Source organism: Streptomyces sp. NPDC030893 (genome assembly GCF_055571535.1).
This window is the reverse complement of sequence record NZ_JBVIFC010000025.1, coordinates 32952-55720: the sequence shown is the minus strand read 5'-3', so window position 1 is coordinate 55720 and position 22769 is coordinate 32952. Positions and strand designations below refer to the sequence as shown.

At 73.4% G+C, this 22769-nt stretch carries 22 protein-coding genes; 4 read left to right on the top strand and 18 right to left on the bottom strand.

The features are described from left to right. Nucleotides 1–28: 28 nt before the first annotated feature. Both ACZ434_RS31055 and rdmE read right to left on the bottom strand, forming a co-directional pair. The gene (locus ACZ434_RS31055; RefSeq protein WP_468461738.1) at nucleotides 29–826 is read right to left on the bottom strand and encodes a phytanoyl-CoA dioxygenase family protein; all 798 of its coding nucleotides are present in this window, start codon (nucleotides 824–826) and stop codon (nucleotides 29–31) included. A gap of 48 nt (nucleotides 827–874) precedes the next feature. After that, nucleotides 875–2482: an aklavinone 12-hydroxylase RdmE gene (gene rdmE / locus ACZ434_RS31050; RefSeq protein ID WP_468461736.1), complete on the bottom strand. Its 1608-nt coding sequence runs from the start codon at nucleotides 2480–2482 to the stop codon at nucleotides 875–877. A gap of 167 nt (nucleotides 2483–2649) precedes the next feature. On the opposite strand from rdmE, the gene ACZ434_RS31045 reads away from it, so the two are divergent. Further along, a complete protein-coding gene (locus tag ACZ434_RS31045) occupies nucleotides 2650–3957 on the top strand; it encodes an activator-dependent family glycosyltransferase (protein WP_468461734.1) in 1308 nt (435 codons plus the stop codon). A gap of 51 nt (nucleotides 3958–4008) precedes the next feature. Here ACZ434_RS31045 and ACZ434_RS31040 read toward each other — a convergent pair whose 3' ends face one another. The 11 genes from ACZ434_RS31040 to ACZ434_RS30990 all read right to left on the bottom strand — a co-directional run bounded on the left by ACZ434_RS31040 (nucleotide 4009) and on the right by ACZ434_RS30990 (nucleotide 14388). Continuing rightward, the gene (locus ACZ434_RS31040; RefSeq protein ID WP_468461732.1) at nucleotides 4009–4413 is read right to left on the bottom strand and encodes a helix-turn-helix transcriptional regulator; all 405 of its coding nucleotides are present in this window, start codon (nucleotides 4411–4413) and stop codon (nucleotides 4009–4011) included. Beyond that, nucleotides 4406–5260, bottom strand: coding sequence for an ABC transporter permease (locus ACZ434_RS31035; protein ID WP_468461730.1), 855 nt, complete (start codon nucleotides 5258–5260; stop codon nucleotides 4406–4408). The genes ACZ434_RS31040 and ACZ434_RS31035 overlap by 8 nt, the downstream gene beginning before the upstream one ends. Next, nucleotides 5257–6141, bottom strand: coding sequence for an ABC transporter ATP-binding protein (locus tag ACZ434_RS31030; protein WP_468461760.1), 885 nt, complete (start codon nucleotides 6139–6141; stop codon nucleotides 5257–5259). Before ACZ434_RS31030 ends, ACZ434_RS31035 begins: the two co-directional genes overlap by 4 nt. Nucleotides 6142–6345: 204 nt before the next feature. Next, nucleotides 6346–7623 (bottom strand): cytochrome P450 family protein, encoded by a 1278-nt coding sequence (locus tag ACZ434_RS31025; protein ID WP_468461728.1) that lies wholly within the window; start codon nucleotides 7621–7623, stop codon nucleotides 6346–6348. Between the two features lie 37 nt (nucleotides 7624–7660). Next, complete coding sequence (locus ACZ434_RS31020; RefSeq protein WP_468461726.1) at nucleotides 7661–8434, bottom strand: SDR family NAD(P)-dependent oxidoreductase; 774 nt, start codon at nucleotides 8432–8434, stop codon at nucleotides 7661–7663. After that, nucleotides 8427–9764: an activator-dependent family glycosyltransferase gene (locus tag ACZ434_RS31015; protein WP_468461724.1), complete on the bottom strand. Its 1338-nt coding sequence runs from the start codon at nucleotides 9762–9764 to the stop codon at nucleotides 8427–8429. The genes ACZ434_RS31020 and ACZ434_RS31015 overlap by 8 nt, the downstream gene beginning before the upstream one ends. Beyond that, nucleotides 9764–10711: an aromatase/cyclase gene (locus tag ACZ434_RS31010; RefSeq protein ID WP_468461722.1), complete on the bottom strand. Its 948-nt coding sequence runs from the start codon at nucleotides 10709–10711 to the stop codon at nucleotides 9764–9766. Before ACZ434_RS31010 ends, ACZ434_RS31015 begins: the two co-directional genes overlap by 1 nt. A 32-nt stretch (nucleotides 10712–10743) precedes the next feature. Then, a complete protein-coding gene (locus ACZ434_RS31005) occupies nucleotides 10744–11529 on the bottom strand; it encodes an SDR family NAD(P)-dependent oxidoreductase (protein WP_468461720.1) in 786 nt (261 codons plus the stop codon). Between the two features lie 8 nt (nucleotides 11530–11537). Beyond that, nucleotides 11538–12761, bottom strand: a complete 1224-nt coding sequence (locus tag ACZ434_RS31000) for a ketosynthase chain-length factor (RefSeq protein ID WP_468461718.1) — start codon at nucleotides 12759–12761, stop codon at nucleotides 11538–11540. Next, nucleotides 12758–14041 carry a beta-ketoacyl-[acyl-carrier-protein] synthase family protein gene (locus tag ACZ434_RS30995; RefSeq protein ID WP_468461716.1) on the bottom strand — a complete coding sequence of 428 codons (1284 nt, stop codon included), beginning with the start codon at nucleotides 14039–14041 and terminating at the stop codon, nucleotides 12758–12760. The genes ACZ434_RS31000 and ACZ434_RS30995 overlap by 4 nt, the downstream gene beginning before the upstream one ends. After that, nucleotides 14038–14388: an antibiotic biosynthesis monooxygenase family protein gene (locus ACZ434_RS30990; RefSeq protein ID WP_468461714.1), complete on the bottom strand. Its 351-nt coding sequence runs from the start codon at nucleotides 14386–14388 to the stop codon at nucleotides 14038–14040. The genes ACZ434_RS30995 and ACZ434_RS30990 overlap by 4 nt, the downstream gene beginning before the upstream one ends. A 229-nt stretch (nucleotides 14389–14617) precedes the next feature. On the opposite strand from ACZ434_RS30990, the gene ACZ434_RS30985 reads away from it, so the two are divergent. Continuing rightward, complete coding sequence (locus tag ACZ434_RS30985; protein WP_468461712.1) at nucleotides 14618–15052, top strand: SnoaL/DnrD family polyketide biosynthesis methyl ester cyclase; 435 nt, start codon at nucleotides 14618–14620, stop codon at nucleotides 15050–15052. Between the two features lie 25 nt (nucleotides 15053–15077). Continuing rightward, nucleotides 15078–15698, top strand: a complete 621-nt coding sequence (locus tag ACZ434_RS30980) for a mycothiol-dependent nitroreductase Rv2466c family protein (protein ID WP_468461710.1) — start codon at nucleotides 15078–15080, stop codon at nucleotides 15696–15698. Between the two features lie 21 nt (nucleotides 15699–15719). Here the strand turns inward: ACZ434_RS30980 and ACZ434_RS30975 are convergent, their stop codons facing one another. The 4 genes from ACZ434_RS30975 to ACZ434_RS30960 all read right to left on the bottom strand — a co-directional run bounded on the left by ACZ434_RS30975 (nucleotide 15720) and on the right by ACZ434_RS30960 (nucleotide 19771). Beyond that, nucleotides 15720–16613 (bottom strand): alpha/beta fold hydrolase, encoded by an 894-nt coding sequence (locus ACZ434_RS30975; RefSeq protein WP_468461708.1) that lies wholly within the window; start codon nucleotides 16611–16613, stop codon nucleotides 15720–15722. A gap of 76 nt (nucleotides 16614–16689) precedes the next feature. After that, on the bottom strand, nucleotides 16690–17772 hold the full coding sequence (locus ACZ434_RS30970; RefSeq protein ID WP_468461706.1) for a methyltransferase: 1083 nt from the start codon (nucleotides 17770–17772) through the stop codon (nucleotides 16690–16692). After that, the gene (locus ACZ434_RS30965) at nucleotides 17769–19004 is read right to left on the bottom strand and encodes an acyl-CoA dehydrogenase family protein (protein ID WP_468461704.1); all 1236 of its coding nucleotides are present in this window, start codon (nucleotides 19002–19004) and stop codon (nucleotides 17769–17771) included. The genes ACZ434_RS30970 and ACZ434_RS30965 overlap by 4 nt, the downstream gene beginning before the upstream one ends. Beyond that, nucleotides 19001–19771, bottom strand: coding sequence for an NAD-dependent epimerase/dehydratase family protein (locus ACZ434_RS30960; RefSeq protein WP_468461702.1), 771 nt, complete (start codon nucleotides 19769–19771; stop codon nucleotides 19001–19003). Before ACZ434_RS30960 ends, ACZ434_RS30965 begins: the two co-directional genes overlap by 4 nt. Before the next feature lie 193 nt (nucleotides 19772–19964). Between ACZ434_RS30960 and ACZ434_RS30955 the strand changes: the two genes are divergently transcribed. Then, nucleotides 19965–21083, top strand: coding sequence for a nucleotide disphospho-sugar-binding domain-containing protein (locus tag ACZ434_RS30955; protein ID WP_468461700.1), 1119 nt, complete (start codon nucleotides 19965–19967; stop codon nucleotides 21081–21083). Nucleotides 21084–21122: 39 nt separating this feature from the next. Here ACZ434_RS30955 and ACZ434_RS30950 read toward each other — a convergent pair whose 3' ends face one another. Continuing rightward, on the bottom strand, nucleotides 21123–22739 hold the full coding sequence (locus ACZ434_RS30950; RefSeq protein ID WP_468461698.1) for an FAD-binding oxidoreductase: 1617 nt from the start codon (nucleotides 22737–22739) through the stop codon (nucleotides 21123–21125). Nucleotides 22740–22769: the final 30 nt, after the last annotated feature.

The following is a 22769-nucleotide window of genomic DNA, read 5'->3' as shown; positions in this document are numbered from 1 at the left end:
TCGGCGGTCTCCTCCGGCTCCGGGTGTCTCAGACGAGGGGGAACTGGTCGTTGTTCAGCGGCTCACCGGGGGTCATGTGGGCGATGTGGGCGTCCTCGGTCCCCGGCCGGTAGGTGCTGCCGGCGTTCATGTAGACGATGCCGTGGCCCATGCGGGGGCTGTCGGTCAGGTTCGGTCCGGCCATGTGCACGGTGCGGCAGTGGTGGAAGGCGACGTCACCGGCCTTCAGCGGGACGGTGACCCGGGGCTGCCAGTCGTAGTCCGGCCAGATGTCGGAGATGGCGCGGTGTTCGGCGAAGCTGGTCATGTGGGTCTGCCGGTGGGCGGCGTCGCGCAGGTGGGAGCCGGGCACGTAGCTGAGGCAGCCGCGCTCGACGGGTACGTCGGCCAGGGCGACCCACGCGGTGAGGGTGTCCTCCAGGTGGTCGAGCGGCAGACCGGTCTCGTCGTCGTGGACCAGCGTGGGCAGGGTGGCCAGTTCCTTCTGGGCCGGCTTCAGGAGGATGTCGGTGCTGTAGATCCGCAGCGGGGTGCCGGCGAGCCGCTTGGCGGCGGCGGTGATCGCCGGGTGCAGCGCCAGGTCGCGCAGTGCCTCGTGCTTGAGCCAGGCCTGGGCGACGAAGTGCACCTGGACCGAGTCCTCGTCGGCGCCCCAGATCTCGGGGCCGTGCCGGGCGACCAGTTCCTCGGAGGCCTCCCGGAACCGTGCCACCTCGGCGGCGGTCAGGACCTGCGGGATCCGGACGAAACCGTTCTCCTGGTAGTACCGGTGGGCCTCGTCGGTGAGGACGCCGGTGGTGATCGGGTCGGTCGGGGCAGCCGTCATGGCGGTGGGCTCCTTCGTCGTGGGGGTCCGCGCGTCCGCGGGCCGGGGTCAGCGGGACAGCACCTGGGTCAGTACGGCCCGCAGGGTGGCGGTGGGGTCGTCGGGCCGGGTGGCGGTGCGCCAGGCGACGACGCCGTCGGGCCGGATCAGGGAGGCGCCGGCCGTGCCGATGCCGAACCGCCGGGCCATCTCGCCCTCGGTGTCGCTCAGATCGGTGGCCGTCCCGTGGACCTCCAGCGGTACGCCGAGCTCCGTGCCGACGGCGCGGGCGCACTCCGTCCAGCCGGCGCCGTCCGCGCCGGTCAGCAGCAGCCAGCCGGAGCCGAAGAGGTCCACGGTGGAGATGCGCTCGCCCGCCTGCCGCACCCATACGTGCGGCATCCGGAATCCGGGCCGTCCGGAGGGCCGGGCGGGCGATTCGACGCGGGCGCCGTCCTCGTCGTCGACGACGACGGCGCCCGAGCGGTAGCGGAAGCCGAGGATCACCTCGGCGTACCCGGCGGGTTCCGCCATCCGGTCCTGGAGGTGAGGGGCGAGCCGGGAGGCGTAGAGATGCATGGCCTCGTCCATCACGAGCTGGGCCACGAGCCTGCGTTCGGGCTCGTAGCTGTCCAGCAGTCCGGGGCCGGCCTGGCCCGAGAGCACGGCGGACAGTTTCCAGGCGAGGTCGAATCCGTCGCCGATGGCCGTGTTGCCGCCCAGTCCGCCGGTGGGCGGTACGACCTTCGCCGAGTCGCCGACGAGGAACACCCGGCCGGCCCGCCACCGTTCGGCGATCAGGGCCGCCATCTCCCAGCGCTGGATGTCCAGCACCTTGGGTTCCAGACCGGGTGCGTCCAGGCCGAGGCGGATCAGTTCGACGCAGCGGTCCTGGGTGAAGTCCTCGGCGGATTCGCCGCGTTCCGGGTCGTACTCGACCAGGAAGGTGTGCCGTTCGGGCCGGTCGCTGCCGATGAAGATGCCGCTGAAGTGGGGGTTGCGCAGGTAGTAGAGGCCGGAGGCGTCCGGCGGGAGCACGGTCGACAGGTCGGCCTCGAAGATGGTGCCGACCACGTGGGCCAGCGAGCCGTGCCCGTGGCGGGAGATGCCGAGCCCCTCGCGCACCGGGCTGCGGTCGCCGTCGGCGGCCACGAGGTACCGGGCCCGTACGGTGGTCTCCGCGCCGCCCCGGCGGTCGTGCAGCACCGCGCTGACACCGTCCGCGTCCTGTTCGTAGGAGGCCAGCGCGGTGCCGAACCGGATCAGCGCCCCGTCCTGCTCGGCCCGGGCCCGCATCAGGGGTTCCAGCTGGTCCTGCCAGGCCAGCGCCCAGGGCAGCGGGGAGCAGGGCGCGGTCGTGGCGACGAGGTGCTCGAAGCCCTCCTCGAAGGTGCCGAGCACCTCGCCCCGCACGGTCTCGGCGACCCGCGTGGTGAAGTGGCCCTTCGCGCCGCGGTGGTCGGTGACCTGCTGCACCTGTTCGGCGATGCCGGCGAGCCGGAGCAGTTCCATGGTGCGCGGGTTCTGGCCGATGGCCCTGGGGTGGATGGAGGTCGTCGGGTGCTTCTCGGCCATGAGCACCCGGATGCCGAGCCGGGCGAGGAACATGGTGGTGGAGAGCCCGCCCAGGCCCGCGCCCACCACCAGGACGTCGACTTCCGTGTCGGCTGTGGCCATTGCCGTCCTCCCGCTTCGGTGCGGCGCCGGTCGGGACGCCTGGTTACGGGGGCCGAGACTCGCCGGTGTGCTTCGAAATCCGCTCGAGAGGGGCCGCCGGCGGCTCGTGCGGCGCTGGCGGGATCCCTCGAGCGCCCTGCGACGGGGCACCGGCAGGGTGTGGTGCCATGCGAGTGCTCTTCACGCCGTTCCCGGCGAGCACCCACGTCCACACCCAGGTACCGCTGGCGTGGGCGATGCGGGCCGCGGGACACGAGGTCCGTGTCGCCACCCAGCCGGACGTGGCCGAGGACATCGGCAACGCCGGCCTGACCGCGGTCGCGGTGGGCGAGGCGCTGGACGTTCCGGCCACGATGAACCCGGAGTACACCGACGAGCCCGAGGAGATCCGTGACGAAGCCTGGCTGGACGTGCTCGACATCAGTGAGACCCGTCCCGAGCGGCTGACCTATCCCTATGTGCACGGGGTGCTGACCGCGTGGACGTCGTTCGTCCACCAGAACACACTGCCGGACGACACCACCGAGGAGCTGATCGACTTCGCCCGTTCCTGGCGGCCGGATCTGGTCGTGTGGGACACCATGTACTACCCCGGCGCGCTCGCGGCGCGGGCCAGTGGCGCGGCCCACGCGCGGCTGATGTTCGGGCTGGACCTGGTGGGGCTGATGCGCCGGCACTATCTGCGGGGCATGGCCGCTCTGCCGCCGGCGCTGCGGGAGGATCCGCTGGAGGAGTGGATGAGCCGGATCCTGCGCCGGCACGGTCTGGAGTTCGGCGAGGACCTGGTCGTGGGCCAGTGGACCATCGACCCCGTTCCGTCCTCGCTGCGGCTGCCCGTCGGTCTGCCGACCGTTCCGGTGCGGTACGTGCCGTACAACGGGGAGGCGACGGTTCCGGACTGGCTGGGCGAGCCGCCCCGGCGGCCGCGGGTCTGTCTGACCCTCGGCCGGTCGTTCCGTGAGGTGGTCGGCGCGGACCGGACGTCCGTCGCCGATCTGCTGGCGGCCGTGGCGGAGCTGGACGTGGAGGTCGTCGCCACCTTCACCGCGGACCAGCTGGAGCCGGGCGCGCAGGTGCCGGAGAACGTGCGGATCGTCGACTTCGCCCCGCTGGACGCCCTGCTGCCGACCAGTGCGGCGATCGTCCACCACGGCGGTTCGGGGACGCTCCAGACCGCTCTGGCGCACGGGGTGCCGCAGGTGATGGTGCCGGCCAAGATGTGGTGCAACGTGCCCAAGGCGCACCGGGTGCGGGACGCGGGGGCCGGGCTGTGCATCGCTCCGGAGGAGCTGACGCCCGAGGGCCTGCGCGCCGCGCTGGTACGGGTGCTGGGCGAGCCGTCGTTCCGTCTGCGGGCGGAGCGGCTGCGCCGGGAGGTCGTCGCGACGCCCGCGCCCGCCGACATCGTCCCCGTGCTGGAGCGGCTCACCGCCGAACACCGGGCGGGACGGGCCGGGTCGGCGCTTGCCGTCTGACGGCCTGTGCGGCCGTGGGGACACCGGTGTCCCCACGGCCGCGGCCGGGCCTCATGCGGAGGCGGGCGGGGAGCTCCCGATCCGGGGGAACGGGGTGATCGAGAAGATCACCTCGACCGGGACCTCGAAGTACTCCGCGATCCGCAGGGCCAGGTACAGGCTGGGGCTGTACTCGCCCCGCTCCAGATAGCCCACCGTCTGGTAGTGCACCCCGAGGGCCTCGGCGAGCTGCCTGCGCGTGATGGAACGCTCCGCCCGCAGCACGGCGATGCGGTTGTGCACCACCTCGCCCCCGCCGCCGCCCCGGGAACGCCCCTGCTCGCCGGTGGCGCGCCAGCCCGGGGCGGGCTCACCGGCCGTGCCGGGCCGGGAGTCCGCCGCCTCGGTCTCCGGCCGCGGCGCCCCCGTGCCGGGGCGCGCCGCGCCGCCCTTTCTGCGGGATGCCCTGTCACCCAACGCGCTTCAATGCCTCCTGCTGCCGTGCCTCGACCTTCGATCCCGTCTCGCCGCGTGCCGTACGGGCCAGGACCCTCGGCGCGACCAGCAGCGCGACGACGGCCCAGACGATCAGCACGACCGCGGTCATGGGCCTGCGCCAGGAGTCGCCGAGCTCGACCGCGACCGCCGCGTCGGGCAGCAGGGCGGCACGTGTACCCAGTCCGACCCAGTACACGGGGAAGATCTGCGCGATGCCCTGGAGCCAGCCGGCGAGCGAGGTGATCGGGTAGAAGATACCCGAGATCGCCATCAGGCCCATCGTCGGGAAGATGCCCCAGGTGTTGGCGCCGCGCGGGTTCTTCACCATCGCGCCGATGATCAGGCCGATCGGCAGCGTGGCGAGCAGGCCGAGGGCGAGCACCCACAGCAGGTTCAGCCATTTGGCGAGTTCCCCGGTCACCAGGTCGTCGAAGAGGAACACGCTCGGCACCAGGATGATCGCCAGCGTGAGCAGGGTGCTCAGGGCGATGCCCAGCACCCGGCCGGCGATGTAGCCGATCAGTCCCTGCGGTACGGTCCTCGCCCGCAGCAGTGTGCCGTCCTCCCGCTCGGCGGCCAGCGCGAAGGCCGCGCCGCCCAGCGCCTGGAAGGCCAGCAGTCCGCCGATCATGCTGGGCATGGTCAGTGTGGCGAGTGAGAGGTCGCTGCCGTCCACGGTGGAGTTCCGCATGAAGAACAGCACCCCGAGGAAGACCCCCCCGAGGAACAGGTAGTAGATGATGTCGCCCGGTGTGGTCAGGCTCTGGCGGAACTCGGTCCAGCCACGGCGCAGACCGAGCCGCGCGGCGTACGCGGTGGGGTTCATCGGCCCGCCTCCCGGAAGGCCGCGACGGCCTCATCGGACCGTCCGGCCTCGTGCTCCCGGACCATGGTCATGTAGGTGTCCTCCAGGCTGGCCCGGCGCACCTCGAGGTCGCGGACCCGGTCCCCGTGCTGTTTGAACAGCTCGTGGACGAACGAGCTGGCGTCGGGCGTGGCGTGCACGAAGTGCTCGCCGTTCACGCTCCAGCGGACCTCGGCCCGCCCCGACGCCTGCCGGGCGAGCTGATCGGCGCTGCCGTCGGCGACGATGTGACCGCCGGCCAGGATCAGGATGCGGTCGGAGAGCTTCTCCGCCTCGTCCAGGTCGTGCGTGGTGAGCAGGATGGTGGTGTCCTCCAGGTCGGAGAGCCGGTGCACCACGTCGTGGAAGTCCCGGCGGGCCTTGGGGTCGAACCCGACGGTGGGCTCGTCCAGGAACAGCACCTCCGGGCGTCCGACGATGCCGATCGCGACGTCGAGGCGGCGGCGCTGACCGCCGGAGAGCGCCCCGATCTTCTGTTTGGCCTGCTGCTCCAGGCCGACCATGGCGAGCAGCTCGTCCACGTCGCGCGGGCGGGGCCGCTCGGCGGTGGAGTAGGGCCGGTAGAAGTCGCCCAGCTGGGCCAGCAGTTCGCGGACCTCCCACTTCCCGTGGTCGCGCCACGACTGCAGCACGATGCCCAGCCTGGCGCGCCACCGTTCGTCGGCCTTGGCCGGGTCGGTCCCGAGCACCCGCACCTCGCCCGCCGAGCGCGTACGAAAGCCCTCCATGATCTCGATGGTGGTGGTCTTGCCCGCGCCGTTCGGCCCCAGCAGGGCGATGACCTCGCCGCGGCGCACGCTGAAGTCGACCCCGTTCAGCACGTCCTTGGACCCGTACCGCATCCGCAGTCCACGGATGTCGATCACGCGCTCGTCCGTCGGCGGATCCGTCAGTCCCGTCGTCCCGCTCAGCTCGTGCACATCACTCGCCCCTGCCATAGGCCCTCTGCCTTTCGATCAGACCTGTTAGATCGAAGATAGTACACCTACTACGACCTATACAAGTGGAACGGCGATATGTGGTCACGGTGCGTGAGCGGGCGGGGGTCAGCGGGCCAGGGGAAGCTCCAGGACGGCTCCGGTGACCCCGGACCGCAGCCGCCGCAGCACCGGGCCGGCCCGCCGTACCCCGGGGGCCTCCTCCGCCAGGACCCGCAGCCCGCACGCGGCCTGGAGCCTCACCAGCGGGGCGAGCAGGGACAGGGGCAGGCCCGCGGAGAACGCGAGCGGTTCCCCGTGGCGCTCCCTGGCCGGGTCGAAGACGGACGGCTCCGCGTGGACCCCGGGGTCCCGGCCGGCCGCCTCCACCGCCACCACCACCTGGCTGCCGGCCGCCACGGGCGTTCCGGCCAGGTCGAGGTCCTCGTGGGCGTACAGCGGTACGAGCCGGACCGGCGGGGAGTGACGCAGCGTCTCCTCGACCACCGCCGGGGCGCCGGCCGGCTCCTCCCGCAGCGACCGCCACACCGCGGGGTGGTCGAGCAGGGCCACCACCGCGTCGCAGAACAGGGTCGCCGACAGCTCCGCCCCGGCGAGGGCGACCAGCATGCACACCGACCGCACCTCGTCCTCGTGCGTCACCGCCAGCAGCGCGCTGACGAGATCGTCCGCGGGCGCCGCGCGCCGCCGCGCGATCAGGTCGGTGAGCAGGGACCGCATGCCCTCGACGGAGGTGATCAGCTCGTGCGCCGTCCGCAGGTGCGGCGAGCACACCATGGCGTCCAGGGCGGGCGCCGCGCCCCGGCACAGCGCGGCGAAGCGGTCGCGGTCCTCCTCCGGGACCCCGAGGACCTCCCGTACGATCTCGGCGGCGAACGGGTCGGCGACCTCCGTCCGCAGGTCGAAGGCGTCGCCCGCGGCGGCGAGCACCCGGCGCTGGGCCCGCTCGACCGCGGGCCGCCGCTGCTGGAGGGCCTTCGCACCGAGCAGCGGTTCGAGCAGCCCGCCCACGCGCTCGCAGTCGGCCCGGCCCGCGGTGAGGAACATCTCGCCGAAGGGCAGGATCTCGCGCAGCGCCGGCACCTCCCACGGCATCGGCTCGTGCGGCTCGCCCTCGCCGCCGGCGGCGGGCGCGTCCTCGTCGGGGTGCCGGAAGCTCAGGCGCGGGTCGCCGAGTGCCCGCACGGCGACTTCGTGACGGGCCGTCACGAACGCCTCCGCGCTGCTCCGGTACAGCGGGCCGCGCTCCCGGATCAGTTCGCCGAGCCGGTGCGGGTCGTCGTCGGCGGCCCGCAGCAGCAGGGCGTACGGGTCCTCCTTGGTACCGATGATCCACTGGACACCGCGGTGCGTGAGCAGCACCCGGCCCAGCTCGCTGTCGGTCATGCTCACCATGTCATCGACTCCGCTTCTTCCGGTCGGGTCAGGTCAGGGAGAGGCCGCCGTCGACCGGCAGGACCACGCCGGTCAGGTGGTGGGCGGCCGGCCGGGTCAGCCGCGTGATCCACCAGGCGATCTCCTCGGGGGTGCCGACACGGCCCTGCGGTGCCAGCCCGCCGACGTGCCGGAGCATGCCCTCGTACTGCTCGGGCGACATGCCCGCCCGTCCCGCGAACCCGGAGTCGACCAGCCCCGGGGCGACACCGACGACCCGGATGCCGCGCGGGGCGAGTTCGACGGCCCAGGTCCGGGTGAGGAAGTCGAGCGCGGCCTTGGTCGCGCCGTACACGCCGTTGCCCGGCCAGGCGCGGGAGCCGCGGGCCCCGGAGGAACCGATGTTCACCACGGTGCCGCCGCCGTCGGCGGCCAGGGCGTCGAGTGCGCACCGGGTGAGCAGGACGGGCGCCGCGAGGTTGGTGGCGAGCTGGGTGGTCACCTGCTCGTGGTCGGTGTCGGCGAGGGCGCGGTGCCCCAGGGCCGCCGCGTTGTTCACCAGGACGTCGATCCGGCCCAGTTCCCGCAGGGCGGTGTCCACCACCTGCCGGGGCGCGCCGGGCGCGGTGAGGTCGACGGCGAGGGTGGCGATGGTGTCGTACCCCTTCGCGGTGGCGGCGAGGTCGGAGGCGGTGCGGCCGACGACCAGGACGGCGGCGCCCTCGTCCGCGAAGGCGTGGGCGGTGGCCCTGCCGATGCCGGAGCCGCCTCCGGTGACCACGACGGACCGCGGGGCGGGGGGCGCGGGGAGGGTGTCAGGCATCGTTCCTCACAGGGGCGAAGGGCTGGTCGGTGCCGTGCGTGCGGTGCTCGGCGGTGAGCGACTCCAGCACCGGGACGACGTCCCGGGGCGACGGGGTGGCGAGCGTCTCGCGGCGCAGCCGGCCGGCCGCGGCCGCGAACGACGGCTCCGTCAGTACGCGCCCGACGGCGTCGCGCAGGGCGGCGGCGGTCAGGTGCTCCGCGTCCAGCCTCAGGCCGGCGCCGGCGCCGGCCACGAGGTCGGCGCGGATGCCGTTGTCCCACATGGTGCCGGGCACCAGGATCTGCGGGACGCCGTACAGGAACGCGGTGTGGACCGTGCCCGAGCCGCCGTGGCTGATGATCGCCGAGCAGCTCGGCAGCAGCACGTCCATGGGGACGAAGTCGACGGCGCGGACGTTGCCGGGGAGGCGGGTGACCTCGCGCAGCTGGGCGGCGTTCAGGGTGGCGACGACCTCGACGTCCAGTCCGGCGACGGCGTCGATCAGCTCGCCGATGGACGCCTGGTCGCCGCCCATCACCTCGCGGTGCGACACCCCGAGGGTGAGGCACACCCGGGGCCGCTCGGGCGCCTCGCGCAGCCAGGCCGGGACGGTGCCCCGGCCGTTGTGGGCGACGCAGCGGACCGGCACGTACGGCAGGTCCACCGGGAGCCGCAGGGAGGAGGGCACCGGGTCGATGGTCCACTGGCCGGTGACCAGGTCCTCGGTGAACGAGCCGCCGTAGCGCTCCATCGTCCAGCCGAGCCACTCCCGCATCGGGTCCTCGCGCAGGGCGGCGGGCCGCCCCTCCAGCTCCGCCAGATAGCTCTCGCGCATCCGGCCGACCAGGTCCAGGCCGAACATCAGACGGGCGTGCGCGGCGCCGGTGACCCGGGCGGCGACGGCTCCGCCGAAGGTCAGCGGGTCCCAGACGACCAGGTCGGGCCGCCAGCCGCGGGCGAAGTCCACCAGGTCGCCGATCATCCGGGCCGACGAGTAGTTCTGGAACACCGCGGACGTCATCGCCGTGAACACGCCGTGCATGTGGTCGTACGTCAGCTTCTCCGGGCGCAGTTCGTCCATCGCGAGCAGCAGCTGCGCGTCCGGGGCGTCGTCCTGGTGGGTGTCGCGGGAGGCGTCCTCGCGTTCCCGCAGCTCCTCCATGACCTGGTCCTCGTTGAGCTCGTGGCCCACCGGGACGGCGGTCAGGCCGGTGCGGGCGATCACCCCGGTCAGGTCGGGGTGACTGGCGAGGCGGACCTCGTGCCCGGCCGCCCGCAGCGCCCACGCGAGCGCCACCTGCGCGTGGACGTGGTTGCGGGCGCCGAAGGTGGTGAACAGGACCCGCATCAGCGCTCCCGTGCGGCGCGCTCGGCGTGCTCCTTGGCGAACCTCATGGTCGCGGTGCTGTTGCGGCCGAGCGCGTCCCGGACGAAGGTCCGCGCGTCCTGGACCGTGGCGCCCTCGCCGAGGACGGGGGCGATCGCCTCGGGGTTCAGCACGACGGTGTGCGTCGAGGTGACGGTGCAGCCGGACGGACTCTTCTCCACCCGCCAGCAGCCGTTGTGGACGGTCATCAGCGCGGGTGTCCTGAGCTGCTTGTAGACGATGGCGGAGGAGGGGAAGCAGACCCGCACCGACTTGGTCGTGTGGACCGCGCCGTTCGGGGTCAGGGTGTCCATCTCCAGCAGTTGCAGGCCGGGGGTGCTCTCCTCCAGGACGACCCGCCGCACATGCGGCAGGCGGTGCTCCCACTGTCCCGCGTCGTTGAGGAAGTCGTACACCTGGGCGGGGTCGCCGGCCACGTCCACCACGTCGTCGAACCGCAGCGAGAGTTCGCCGGCGCCGGCGGCGCCTTCCGCGGCCCGCCGGAGGGCGTCGAGTTCCGCCTGGCTGTTGCGGTCGACGGCCCGGGTGATCCACTGCGCGCCGTCCGGGTCGTCGTCGACGGCCCGGAAGTCGTGCAGCAGCCGGACGAGGGCCCGGGAGTCCCCGAGCGGTTCGACGATCCACTCGCCGCCCATGGCGGCGACCGGCGGCTGGGACACCTCCTGGCGGAAGGTCACCCGCAGGCCGCCGGGGTCGAGGACGCGGCGGGAGGTCCAGGTCTTGACGGAGTCGTTGGCGGTCGCCCAGAGCCGGATGCGCTCCTCGCCCGCGCCGCGTTCGAGGACCTCCACGTGCACGGTCGGGGGGAAGACGCCCGGCCAGGCCTCGACGTCGGCGATCAGGCCGAAGACGGTCTGCGCGGGGGCCTGTACGGTGATCCGGTGCTCGGCCCGGTGGGTGTGCGTCATGCTGCCGGTCTCCTTGTCGTCGCGCGGGGCCGTCAGTAGGTGCCCAGTCCGCCGCAGACGTTGATCGCCTGTGCCGTGACGGGGGCGGCCTGGTCGGTGACGAGGTAGCCGACGAGGCCGGCGACCTCCTCGGGGGTGGTGTACCGGCCGAGCGGGATCTTCGCCTCGAACCGTTCCAGCACGGCCTCCTCCGTGGTGTCCCAGACCGCGGCGTAGCCCTGCCGTACGCGCTGGGCCATGGGGGTCTCCACATAGCCGGGGCAGACGGCGTTCACGGTGATGCCGCTCTTCGCCAGCTCCAGGCCGAGGGCCTTGGTGAAGCCGACGACCCCGTGCTTGGACGCGGAGTAGGGGGCACCGAGCACCACGCCCTGTTTGCCTCCGGTGGAGGCGATGTTGACGACGCGGCCGCGGCCCCGTTCGAGCATGCCGCCGGTGGTGAGCGCCTCGCGGGTGACCCGCAGGACGCTGTTGAGGTTGGTGTCGACGACGTCGAGCCAGAGTTCGTCGGTGAGCTGCGCGGTGGGGCCTCCCCCGCTGCGGCCGGCGTTGTTCACCAGCACGTCGACCGGTCCGTACCGGTCGACGGCGGCCCGGACGAAGGCGCCGACCTGCTCGGTGGAGCGGACGTCGCACGTGTGTCCCGTGACCTCGTACCCCTTGTCGCGGAGCCCCTCGACGGTGAGTTCGAGGTTCTCGGGGTCACGGGCGCAGATGGACACCCGCTGTCCGAGCTCGCAGAGCAGGGTGGTGACGGCGAGTCCGATGCCGCTGGTGGCACCGGTGACGACGGCGTGCCGGTCGTCGTGAGCGGACATGATTCTCCTCATCGTTGCCGGGTCACGACCGCGGCCGCGTTGAAGCCGCCGTGTCCCCGGGCCAGTACGAGCGCGGCGGCGACCGGTGTCTCGCGGGGCTCGCGGACGAGGTCGATCCCGTAGCCGGGCACGGGCTCCCGGACGTTCGCGGTCGGCGGGATCACCCCGTCGCGCAGGGACAGCAGGGCCGTCGCCAGATCCAGTGCCGCGCCGCCGGCGCCGAGTCGCCCGGTCATCGTCTTCGGCGCGGTCACCGGCACGCCGTGCGGGCCGAAGACCGCGCGGACGGCCTCCGCCTCGGCACGGTCGAGTTCGGGGACGCCGGCCGCGTCGGCGAACACCACGTCGATGCCGCCGGGGTCCGTTCCGGCGTCGGCGAGGGCGAGTTCGGCGGCGCGGGCCAGGTTGGAGGGCCGGCCCGACCCGGGCGGCGGGTCGAAGGTGGCCGCGTACCCGGCGATCTCCCCGTACCAGGAGCGCACCCCGCGTGCGCGCGCCCCCTCCGGGGACTCCAGGACGAACATCGCGCCGCCCTCTCCGGGTACGTGGCCGGCGGCGGCCGTGTCGAAGGGCAGGTAGGCCCGTTCGGGATCGGCGACGGTGCTGATCCGGCCGCCCGCGAGCTGCGCCACCCAGCCCCAGGGCGAGGGCGAGCCGTCGACTCCGCCCGCGATCACCATGCGGACGTCGTCGTCGCGCAGTTGCCTGCGGGCCTTCGCCAGCGCGTCCAGCCCGCCGGCCTGTTCGGTGACGACCACGCTGCCGGGGCCGCGCAGCCCGTGCCGGATGGAGATCTGGCCGGTGTTGACGGCGTAGAACCAGGCGAAGGACTGGTAGGCGCTGACGTGTTCCGGTCCCTTGCTCCACAGGTTGTGCAGCTCGCGGTGGCCGAAGGCGAATCCTCCGGCCGAGCTGGCGGTGGTGACGCCGATGCCGTACTCGGGCAGCGCGGCTGGATCCACTCCGGCGTCCTCGATCGCCTGTGCGGCGGCCACCAGCGCCAGCCGGGTCATGTGGTCGGTCTGCGGCAGCAGCCGGCTCGGGACGCCCTGCTCCCGCGCGTCGAACCCGCCGATCTCACCGGCCAGCCGGCTCGGGTAGCGACCGGCGTCGAAGCTGCTGACCGGGCCGATCGCGGTCCGCCCGGCCAGGGTGCTGCTCCAGTGGGACGCGGCGCCCAGGCCGGTCGGCGCGAGCACGCCCAGGCCGGTGATCACGGCGGTGGGGCTCATGACGGCGCTCCCTGCGGTCCGCACAGCACCATCGCGCTCTGGAAGCCCCCGAAGCCGCTGCCCACGGTGAGCACGGTGTCCACCCGCTGCTCACGCGCCGTCAACGGCACGTAGTCCAGGTCGCATTCGGGGTCGGGTTCGTGCAGGTTGGCGGTGGGCGGGACGGTGTCGTGCTCGATGGCGAGGGCGCAGGCGGCGATCTCCAGCGAGCCGATCGCGCCGAGGGAGTGCCCGATCATCGACTTGATGCCGCTGACGGGAATCCGGTAGGCGTCCTCGCCGAGGGTCCTCTTGAACGCCGCCGTCTCGTGCCGGTCGTTCTGCTTGGTGCCCGAGCCGTGGGCGTTGATGTAGTCGATGTCCCCCGGGGCGGCCCCGGCCCGCAGCATCGCCACGCGGATGGCCTCGGCCATCTCCCGGCCGTCCGGGCGCAGTCCGGTCATGTGGAAGGCGTTGGAGCGGGAGGCGAACCCGCTGATCTCGGCGTACACGTGGGCGTCGCGGCGGCGGGCGTGCCCGAGCTCCTCCAGGACGAAGACCGCGGCGCCCTCACCGAGGACGAAGCCGTTCCTGGTGCGGTCGAAGGGCCGGGACGCCTGCCCGGGTTCGTCGTTGCGCGGTGTGGTCGCCTTGATCGCGTCGAAGCACGCCACGGTGATCGGCGAGATCGGGGCGTCGGTGGCGCCGGCCACCATCACGTCCGCCGAGCCCTCCCGGATCAGTTCCGCCGCGTGCCCGACCGCGTCCAGGCCCGAGGTGCAGCCGGTGGAGATCAGCGACACCGGGCCCTCCGCGCCGGCGTCGCGGGCGACCTCGGCGGCGATGGAGCTCGGGACGAAGTAGTCGAAGAGGTGCCGTCCGGCGTAGGCGTCGTCGACGTGCCAGTGCCGCCCGCCGTCGCTGACGACGGAGTACTCGTCCTCCAGGCTCATGGTGCAGCCGACCGCGCTGCCGATGGTGACGCCGGTGCGCGCGGGGTCCAGTTCCGTGAACTCCAGTCCGCTGTCGGCGACGCCCTCCCGGGCGCTCACCACGGCGAACTGGGCGGCGCGGTCCATCCGCCGGACCTGCTGCGGGGTCAGCCCCTCGCGCAGCGGGTCGAAGTCGACCTCGGCGGCGACCTGCGAGCGGTAGGGGGCGGGGTCGAAGAAGCTGATCCTCCGGGTCGCCGTGCGCCCCGCGGTCAGCGCGTCCCAGAAGGTCTTGCGGCCCACGGCGCCGGGCGCGACGACGCCGATGCCGGTGATGACGACACGGCGGCCGCCGGGTTCGTCCGTCACGGTCCCTCCGTCGCCGCCCGCTCCGCCGACATGTGCTGCCGGGGGACGTACAGGCCGGGCTCGCCGGTGCTCAGTTCCCGTATCGCCGCGGCGTGCCGGGGGAAGGAGGGCCCGCTCACCGCCGCGCGGAAGGCGTCCGCGTCGCGCCAGTGCGCGATGTTGATCCAGCGGGTCGGGTCCTCGGCGTGCTGGTGCAGGGTGTACCGCAGGAATCCGTCCCGGTCCGCCAGGAAGCGTCCGGTCTCGGCGAACGCCTTGACGAACTCCTCCGGGGAGGCGTGCACGGTGAACCTGTTGACGAAGGTGACCACCCCGTTCCCGGTGGGGTCGAGGTCGTTGGGCTGCATCTCATCGCCTCTTCTCACGTGCGGCGTCGGCCTGTGACGACGTGGCGTCGTCCAACGTGGGCGGCGGCTCTCGCAGGCGGCTCAACAGCGTCTGGAACCGGTGCCGTCCGGGGCCGGACGGGGGTTCGAGCGGCCGTGGAGCGAGGGGTCGAGTCATCGTCGATCCGCTGCCGACCGGGGCGCCCGGATGCTCGTCGACGATGGGCACACCGAGAAGTGGAGGCAGACGATGAGTCGGAACGTCGAAGCGGTACGGCGGATGATCAAGGCCTACAACACGGGCAGTACGGACGACGTCGGCGAGTTCATCCACCCCGAGTATCTGAATCCGGCCACGATCGAGCACGGGATCGGTGAAGGGCCCGAGGCGTTCGCGAAGGCGGTAGCGTGGCTGCGGATGACCTTCTCCGAGGACGCGCACCTGGAGGAGGTGAAGATCGAGGAGCGGGGCGACTGGGTGCGCGCGTACCTGGTGCTGCACGGCCGGCACATCGGCCCCATGGTGGGCATCGCCCCCACCGGACGCCGTTTCGCCGGGGAGCAGATCCACCTGCTGCGCATGGTCGACGGCAAGGTCAGGGACCACCGGGACTGGCCCGAGTACCAGAGCACCTACCGCCAGCTCGGCGAGCCCTGGCCCGAGCCGGACGGCTGGCGCCGCTAGAACCTACTCTGCAAGGAGCCGAAAGATGACCGGAGCGCGGACCGTCGACTTCTGGTTCGACCCCGTCTGCCCGTACACCTGGGTCAGCTCGCGCTGGATGGTGGAGGTCGCCAAGGTGCGACCGGTGACCGTCCGCTGGCGGGTGATGAGTCTGTCGGTGCTCAACGAGCACCGGGACGACAACCCCGAGGGCGAGTGGGAGGACTACATGTGGGCGCCGGTGCGGGTGTGTGCCGCGGTGGAGGAGCGGTTCGGCCGGCAGGCGCTCGGGGACCTCTTCACGGCGATGGGCACCCGTTTCCACCTCCAGGGCGACTGGGGGAACCTCACCGGGGCCCTGGCGGACGCCGGGCTGCCGGAGGAGATCGCGCGGGTCGCGGAGTCCACGGAGTACGACGAGGCCGTGCGGTCCTCCCACGCCCGGGCCGTCGAGCTGGCCGGCGGTGACATCGGCACCCCGGTGGTGTCGGTCGCCGGGCCCGGCGGCGAGCGAGTCGGCTTCTTCGGTCCGGTCGTCTCCCCCGCACCCACCGGGGAGACGGCCGGACAGCTGTGGGACGGCTTCCTGCTGATGGCCGCCGTCCCGGGCTTCTACGAGGTCAAGCGCACCCGTACCGGGGAGCCCCGCTTCGACATGCCCGCCTGAGCGGGCCGGCGGGGCTGCCGGTCAGCCGTGCCGGTGGACGTGGCGGAGCAGGGCCTCGACGAGCGGGCGGTGGACCGCGCTGGGCAGGGCGTGCCCCATGCCCTCGATCTCCACCAGTTCCGCGCCGGGGACCTGGTCGGCGAGATGGCGGCCGTGCGGGGGCGGGGCGATCGGGTCGCACATCGCCTGGATCACCTGGGTGGGCACCTCGACGTCGCGCAGTTCGGGGGCGCGCTCGCGCGGCGGCGGCTGCACCGCGTAGTGCACCTGGGGCTCGGTCGGCGATCCCGAGTGGTCCATCGCCTGCCGTTCCCAGCGCCGGAACTCGTCCTCGTCGAAGGAGACTTCGTCGCCGGAGAAGAGTTTCCACCGGCGCACCCGGCGGTCCAGTTCCGCCTCCGGTCCCGTCACGTCCTCGTTCATGACGGCGAGCGCCTTCAGGAACGGTTCCCGGGGCAGGGGCAGTCCGTCGGCCGACGGCTCCCCGGCCATGGCGCGGCGGATGCTGTCGGGGAAGTCCACGTCGAGTGCCCCGCTGAGCATCATCGACATGCTCAGCATCCGCTGCGGGTGGTCCAGCGCGACGAGCTGGCACAGGACCGCGCCCATCGACATGCCGGCGAAGTGCGCCCGCCCGACGCCCCAGCCGTCGAGAACGGCCACCGCGTCGGCGGCCAGGTCGACGTAGCCGTACGGCCGTTCGGTGGGGTCCCAGCCGGTGGAGCGGCCGACGCCCCAGTGGTCGTAGCGGATGACGTGGAGCCCGCCGGCGGCGAGCGCCTCGACGAACTCGGCGGGCCAGCTCATCGCGGTCAGGTTGCCGCCCGCGACGAGGAGCAGGGTGGGGTCGGCGGGGTCGCCGAACCCCTCGGTCCACAGGTCGACGTCCTTGGATGTGACGACGCGTTGTGCCACTGGCGTTCCTCTCGGCTCGGGGACCACGGGTTCCGTGATCGACGGTCGTGGTGGGGGGCGTGGTCGGCGGCACCGCTCAGCGCGGGGCCAGCTCCCACAGGCAGGAGTCCAGTGGCACGCTGGGCGAGGCCAGGGGACCGGTCCGGGAGAGGACGTCGAGGCCGGCGGCGTCGGCCAGCCGGGCCCACTCGTCGTCGGTGCGCACCCGGCCGCCGAGGAAGACCAGCATGCGCATGTCGAGCACGCTGAAGTACCGGTCCGACGTGCGGGTACCGCCGGCCGGCGCCTCGGCCCGCTCGAGCAGGACGATCCGGCCGCCCGGCCGCAGGGCGGCACGGCAGCGGGCCAGGATCCGGAGCGCCTCCGGATCGGACCAGTTGAGCAGGACGAACGACAGCAGCACGACGTCGGCGGAGACCGGCAGTTCGTCAAAGAAGTCCCCGCCGACGACGTCGACGCGGTCGCCCAGGCCGGCCGCCGCGATGCGCTCGCGCGCCCGGTCCGCCGCGCCCGGCAGGTCCAGCAGGGTGCCGCGCGCCCCGGGCGCGGCCCGCAGGATCGCGGTGAGCAGACCGCCGGGGGCGCCGCCCACGTCGAGCACGTGCCGCGCCCGGCCCCAGTCGTAGGCGGCGACGGGCGCGGCGAAGGCCGCGTCCTCCCGTGTGGTCATCAGGGCGTCGAACGAGGCCCCGAGGGCGTCGTCGGCGGAGAGGTCCGCCCAGAACGGCTTGCCGTAGTGGTCCTCGTACCGGGGCCGCCCGGTACGGACCGCGTCGAGCAGGTGGAGGAAGGTCAGGTCGGCGCGTCCGACGGCCTGGTCGAGAGCGAGCCAGGAACGCTGCCGTGCCGGATGGTCGTCGGCGAGCAGGTCGCCGAGGGGGGTGGGCGTGTAGTGCCCGGGCCGTGTCTCGGTGAGGACGCCGACGGCTGCCAGGTGCCGCATCAGCCGCGACAGCGCGTCCGCGTCGGCTCCGGTGGCCGCGGCGAGGGCGTCGGTGCCCGTCGTGCCCGCGCGCAGGTGGTCGACCAGCCGCAGGGTGGCCGCGACCCGCAGCGCCATGGGGGTCACCAGGTCGGACATCCGCACCAGCGCGTCGACCGGGCGCTCCTCGGCCCCGGCGCCGTGTCCGCCGCCCGCCGCGCCGCCCGCCCCGGTCATGCCGCGCCGCCTTCCGCGCCGGTGCCGAGCGCGTGGGCGCTGAGGTGGTCGACGGCGTCGGCGTAGGTGAAGGGCTGCATGAACCAGCCGGCCCGGACGTCGCGGTAGTGGCGGGACAGCGGATGGTCGGTGGTGAACGAGGCACCGCCCACCAGCGTCATGCAGTCCTCGACGACGGCCGCCGCGGTCCGGTTGACGACGAGCTTGGCGTACTGGAAGGGGGCCATCATCAGCCGGCCGCGCTCGTCCGGGTCGTCCGCGGTCCGCCGCGCGTGGCGGTCGGCGTTGGTGAGGGCCGCGGCCAGCGCGGTGCGCAGCGTGTACAGCTTCACGTCGACCTCGGCCACCAGGGTGCGCACCGCGGCCGGGGGCTGCCCGCCGCGCCGGACGACGCCGGCGACGGCGAAGTCCCGTGCCGCCTGGGCGATGCCCGCGTACACCCCGAGCAGTCCGATGGAACTGACGGTCTGGCCCGCCATCGCGGCGTCGTTGCGTACGCCGGCCGGTCCGCGCAGGAAGACGTCGGCGGCGGGGACCGGGCAGTCCTGGAGGACGACCTCCGTGCTGGCGGAGGCCCGCATGCCCATGCCGTTCCAGTTGTCCGGCGCCTTCAGGCCGGGCGCGTCGGCGGGCAGGAAGGCCGAGGCGAGCCGCGGCGGCCCGGAGGCGGGGCGGGTACGGGCCGCGACGACGAAGTGCGTGGCGTACGGGGCCATGCTGACCAGGATCTTCCGGCCGGTCAGCCGCCAGCCGCCGTCGGCCGCGGGGACCAGCTCCGTGGTGGTGCCGGCGTCCTTGAGGGCGCCGCTGATCAGGGCCTTCTCCTCGCCCATCAGCCGCAGCAGCCGCTCGGCCAGGGCGCGCCCGGTGCCGGCCGCGTGCGCGCGTTCGTAGGACATGGTGATCCCTCGGCTGAACTGCATGTGCAGCGCCAGCGCGACGGACGCGTCGGCCTCGGCGATCCGCTTCACCGCGAGACAGACGTCGTGGACGCTGCTCACGCCGAGTCCGCCGAACTCGCGCGGCACCGTCGCGCCGAGTACGCCGTCGCCGGCCAGCCGCCGGAAGGTGTCCAGCGGGAACGTGCCGGCCCGGTCGTGCCCGGTCGCGTCGGAGGCGATGGCCGGAAGGTGCCGGTGCAGTACGTCCAGCAGTGCCCGGCCCTCGGGGGTGAGGGGCTCGTCGAGGAGTCCCGCCGTGGTGACGGCCGTGCCGTCGGCCTGATCCGTCATGGCCTTTCCGTCCTTTCCGTCCGGATGGCGTCCGCGTGGCGTGTGGCCGCCAGATACCGGTCGATGGCTGTGCGGTGGTACCCCGGTCCGAATCCCAGCCGGTCGACCTCGGGCACCAGCCGCCGGAGTTTGCGTACGGAGGGGCAGTGCTCGATGGCGTCGCCGGTGACCTGCCACTCGGCCCCGGTGCCGAGCCGGCGTTCGAGGTGCCGCACGATGGTGGCGACCTCCACGCAGTCCCCGGAGGCGAGGTTCACGGTCTCGTCGCGGACTCCGGTCCGCAGCAGGGCGTCCACCACCGTGACGAAGTCCGCCACGTGGACCATGTCCCGGCGTGCCCCGCGCTGGACGCGCACCCGGCCGGCCAGCACCTGGGTGATGAGCGCGGCGAGCAGGCGGAAGGGGGGCTCGTCCGGTCCCGGTACGTAGCCGAGCCGCAGGACGAGATGGGGCACCCCGGACGCCTTGATCAGCCGTTCGAGGTCCAGCTTGTGCTGGCCGTAGCGGGTGGAGGCGACCCGGGGGCCGCTCTCGTCGCCCGCGCCGCCGGGACCGCCGTACATGCTGACCGTGGAGAAGAACACCAGCGTCCGGTCGTGCCGCAGACAGTGCCGGACCGTGTCGTCGACGAGCCGTGTCTCACGGCGGTGCGCGGCGTCGGGCAGCGGGTGCGTGGGCACTCCCGCGGCCAGGACCGTGGCCCGGGGGTGCGCGGACGCGAGCGGTGCGAGATGCCGTGCGAGGAACCCGTTCCCGATGATCTCCATCTGACAAGACAGTCCTTCGGCTCGCTGGGGGCACCGACCCTGGCAGCGGGCTGTCGAAGGACGCTCGAAGGATCTCGGACGGCGGGCCGGGGTCGGGCGGCTGTGCGCGTTCAACGAGGCTCCGTGCGCCCTCAAGGGCGTGGGTGGACGGTGGGGACTCCACCCCGTCCCACTCGCCGTCCGAGGAGTGCCCATGCGTGTACTGTTCGTCAACTCCCCAGGGCGGGGGCACATCTTCCCGTCCGTGCCCCTGGCGCACGCGCTGACCGCGGCCGGTCACGACGTGCTGTTCGCCCAGGGCGGCGACGTCGACTCCGTGGCCGCGGCCGGTGTCAACGTCATCGATGTGACCCCCGGACTCGACTACGCGACGGTCTTCCGGCCCGAGGAGATCGACTTCAGCGTCGACGGCGGCGACGAGTTCGTCGCCGGGCTCTTCGCCAGGGTCTCGGGCGTCACCGTCGACCGGGTGGTGCAGGTCGCCCGCGCCTGGTCCGCGGAGCTGATCGTGCACTCCCCGCTCCAGGGAGCCGGGCCGCTGGCGGCCGGGGCGCTCGGCGTGCCGGCGGTGCCGGTGGTCACCGGGCCCGCCGACAGCGCGCCGCGCATCGACGGCCTGCTCCGCGACCACATGAAGGACCACTACCTGCGGCACGGTGTCGCGCCGGAGCCGGCGGCCGGGTTCCGGCTCAACTCGATGCCGCCCAGCCTGCTGGAGCTGCTGCCCGAGCGGGTGCGCGCGGACGACGACGTGCCGTTCCGCTACGTGCCCTTCAACGGCGACGGCGAACTGCCCGGCTGGCTGCTGGACCCGGCGCCGCGGCCGAGGATCGCCGTCACGCTGGGGTCCATCGCCGGTCTGTGGGGCGGTCTGGCCATGCTGGCCCCGCTGGTGGCCGCGGCGGCGGACGTGGACGCGGAGTTCGTCGTCACCCTCGGCGGAGGCGATCCGGCGCTGCTGGGAGAGCTGCCGCCCAACGTGCGGACGGTGGACTGGCTCGCCCTCGGGCCGCTGCTCAGGACCTGTCAGGGGCTGATCCACCACGGCGGCTCGGGCACCTCGGCCGTCGCGATGGCCATGGGGGTGCCCCAGTGCGTGATGGCGCTCAGCCCGGACCAGAAGGACAACGAGCGCGCGCTCGTCGACCGGGGCGTCGCGGTCGCGGCATCGGCCGGGACGGTCGGCGCGGCCGAGGTCGGGGCCCTGCTGACGGACGACGGCATGCGGGCGGCGGCCGCCGAGGTGCGCGACGAGGCGGCGGCGATGCCCTCCCCCGCCGCGGTCGTCGAACGGCTGGAGTCCCTGGCCTGAGACCCGGCCGGCGCCCGCGACCCGGGCGCCGGCCGTGGGTCAGCGGCGGGGCGGGCGTACGGACAGGGCGTGCCGGAAGACGTTCGACGGGTCCCACCGGGCCTTGATCCGCTGGAGTCTCGGGTAGTTGGCGCCGTAGTAGAAGGTGTGCCAGGGCACCCCGGAGGTGTTCCAGCGGCGGTCGGCCAGGTCGGCGTCGGGGTAGTTGATGTAGGAGCCCCCGTTCGCGGCGCCGGGCACGGGCACGCCGCCGGTGTCCGCGTAGACGTCCCGGTACAGCTCGCGCACCCAGGCCAGTTGCGCCTCGCCGGAGATCCCGGGCCACCAGGATGTCTCGTACGTCGCGCTGAACAGGCAGTCGCGGTGCGGGATCGCCGTCGCCGACGCCGGTACCTCGTTGATCCGGCCGCCCAGGGTGGACAGGTACACGGCCGACGCCTGGTGCTCGTCACCGCCCCGGGTCAGATGGTGGTGCAGGGTGCGGATCTGCGCCTCGGTCCAGGGTTTGCGCAGCAGCGCCGCCTTGGACTTGAAGGGATATCTCCCGCCGGCGTACGGGTCGACGGTCAGCGTGGACTTCATCCACAGCGCGGTCGACTCCTCCGTCTCGGGGGCGGCGCCGGTGTCCGCCGTGACCGCCGCGGCGTACTCGTCGAGCAGCGCCTTGCCGTGCGGGACGGAACCGTCCACGGTGGCCACGAGGGTGAACCGGCCGCTCGCCCGGTGGTTGAGGATGAGCCAGCTGCTGAGCGGCGCGTAACGGGAGCCGCTGCCGGACTCCCGCTCGTGCCAGGCGCCGTGGTTGCGCAGGAGCCGCACGAACGCGGACTCGGTCGTGTCCGCCCAGGACCAGCCCAGGGTGAGGGAACGCAGGGTGGCCGGCGGTCTGGGCAGCAGGGCCGTGGGGTCGTTCCCGCGGGCGCCCGGGGAGCGCATCAGGTAGCGGGTGACGATACCGAAGTTCCCGCCGCCCCCGCCGGTGTGGGCCCACCACAGGTCGTGGTGGGGATCGTCCGGGTCACGGGTGGCCACCACCAGGCGGGCCCGGCCGGCACGGTCGGCGACGACCACCTCGACGCCGTACAGGTGGTCGGCGACGTAGCCGTGGTGCCGCGACAGCCCGCCGTATCCGCCGCCGGCGATGTGCCCTCCGGCGCCGACGGCGGGGCACGCGCCGCCCGGTACGGTCACGCCCCAGCCGAGGTAGAGGGTGCGGTACACCTCGCCGAGCGTCGCGCCGGACTCGATGGCGAAGGCGCGGTGCCGGGCGTCGTAGGAGACGGACTTCATCTCGGAGACGTCGACGACAAGCTGGACGTCCGGGTCGTCGACGAAGTTCTCGAAGCAGTGCCCGCCGCTGCGGACGACGACGCGCCGGCCGGACCGCAGGGCGTCGTCGACGGCTTCGACCACGTGGTCGGCGCGGTGCACCAGGCGTATGGACTCCGGCCGGCCGGAGAAGCGCCCGTTGTAGCCTCGGGAGACCAGCTCCGCGTACCGCGGATCGTCCGGGCGGATGTCCTTGGCCGGGGGCCCGGGCGGGCAGCCGCCGTGGCCGTCCGGCGCCGCGACCGCCGTACCGGCCGTGCCGAGTGCCGCCGCGCTTCCGGCCGCGGCGCCGCCCGCGAGAAAGCCGCGGCGCGAGAAGTCCTTCACTGTCCATCCCCGTTTCGTCGTGGGTGACTC

Excerpts from the sequence above, each read along its gene's own strand:
- ACZ434_RS31055 (WP_468461738.1), bottom strand. The coding sequence starts at position 826 with ATGACGGCTGCCCCGACCGACCCGATCACCACCGGCGTCCTCACCGAC.
- rdmE (WP_468461736.1), bottom strand. The coding sequence starts at position 2,482 with ATGGCCACAGCCGACACGGAAGTCGACGTCCTGGTGGTGGGCGCGGGC.
- ACZ434_RS31045 (WP_468461734.1), top strand. The coding sequence starts at position 2,650 with ATGCGAGTGCTCTTCACGCCGTTCCCGGCGAGCACCCACGTCCACACC.
- ACZ434_RS31035 (WP_468461730.1), bottom strand. The coding sequence starts at position 5,260 with ATGAACCCCACCGCGTACGCCGCGCGGCTCGGTCTGCGCCGTGGCTGG.
- ACZ434_RS31030 (WP_468461760.1), bottom strand. The coding sequence starts at position 6,141 with ATGCGGTACGGGTCCAAGGACGTGCTGAACGGGGTCGACTTCAGCGTG.
- ACZ434_RS31025 (WP_468461728.1), bottom strand. The coding sequence starts at position 7,623 with ATGACCGACAGCGAGCTGGGCCGGGTGCTGCTCACGCACCGCGGTGTC.
- ACZ434_RS31020 (WP_468461726.1), bottom strand. The coding sequence starts at position 8,434 with ATGCCTGACACCCTCCCCGCGCCCCCCGCCCCGCGGTCCGTCGTGGTC.
- ACZ434_RS31015 (WP_468461724.1), bottom strand. The coding sequence starts at position 9,764 with ATGCGGGTCCTGTTCACCACCTTCGGCGCCCGCAACCACGTCCACGCG.
- ACZ434_RS31010 (WP_468461722.1), bottom strand. The coding sequence starts at position 10,711 with ATGACGCACACCCACCGGGCCGAGCACCGGATCACCGTACAGGCCCCC.
- ACZ434_RS31005 (WP_468461720.1), bottom strand. The coding sequence starts at position 11,529 with ATGTCCGCTCACGACGACCGGCACGCCGTCGTCACCGGTGCCACCAGC.
- ACZ434_RS31000 (WP_468461718.1), bottom strand. The coding sequence starts at position 12,761 with ATGAGCCCCACCGCCGTGATCACCGGCCTGGGCGTGCTCGCGCCGACC.
- ACZ434_RS30990 (WP_468461714.1), bottom strand. The coding sequence starts at position 14,388 with ATGCAGCCCAACGACCTCGACCCCACCGGGAACGGGGTGGTCACCTTC.
- ACZ434_RS30985 (WP_468461712.1), top strand. The coding sequence starts at position 14,618 with ATGAGTCGGAACGTCGAAGCGGTACGGCGGATGATCAAGGCCTACAAC.
- ACZ434_RS30980 (WP_468461710.1), top strand. The coding sequence starts at position 15,078 with ATGACCGGAGCGCGGACCGTCGACTTCTGGTTCGACCCCGTCTGCCCG.
- ACZ434_RS30970 (WP_468461706.1), bottom strand. The coding sequence starts at position 17,772 with ATGACCGGGGCGGGCGGCGCGGCGGGCGGCGGACACGGCGCCGGGGCC.
- ACZ434_RS30965 (WP_468461704.1), bottom strand. The coding sequence starts at position 19,004 with ATGACGGATCAGGCCGACGGCACGGCCGTCACCACGGCGGGACTCCTC.
- ACZ434_RS30960 (WP_468461702.1), bottom strand. The coding sequence starts at position 19,771 with ATGGAGATCATCGGGAACGGGTTCCTCGCACGGCATCTCGCACCGCTC.
- ACZ434_RS30955 (WP_468461700.1), top strand. The coding sequence starts at position 19,965 with ATGCGTGTACTGTTCGTCAACTCCCCAGGGCGGGGGCACATCTTCCCG.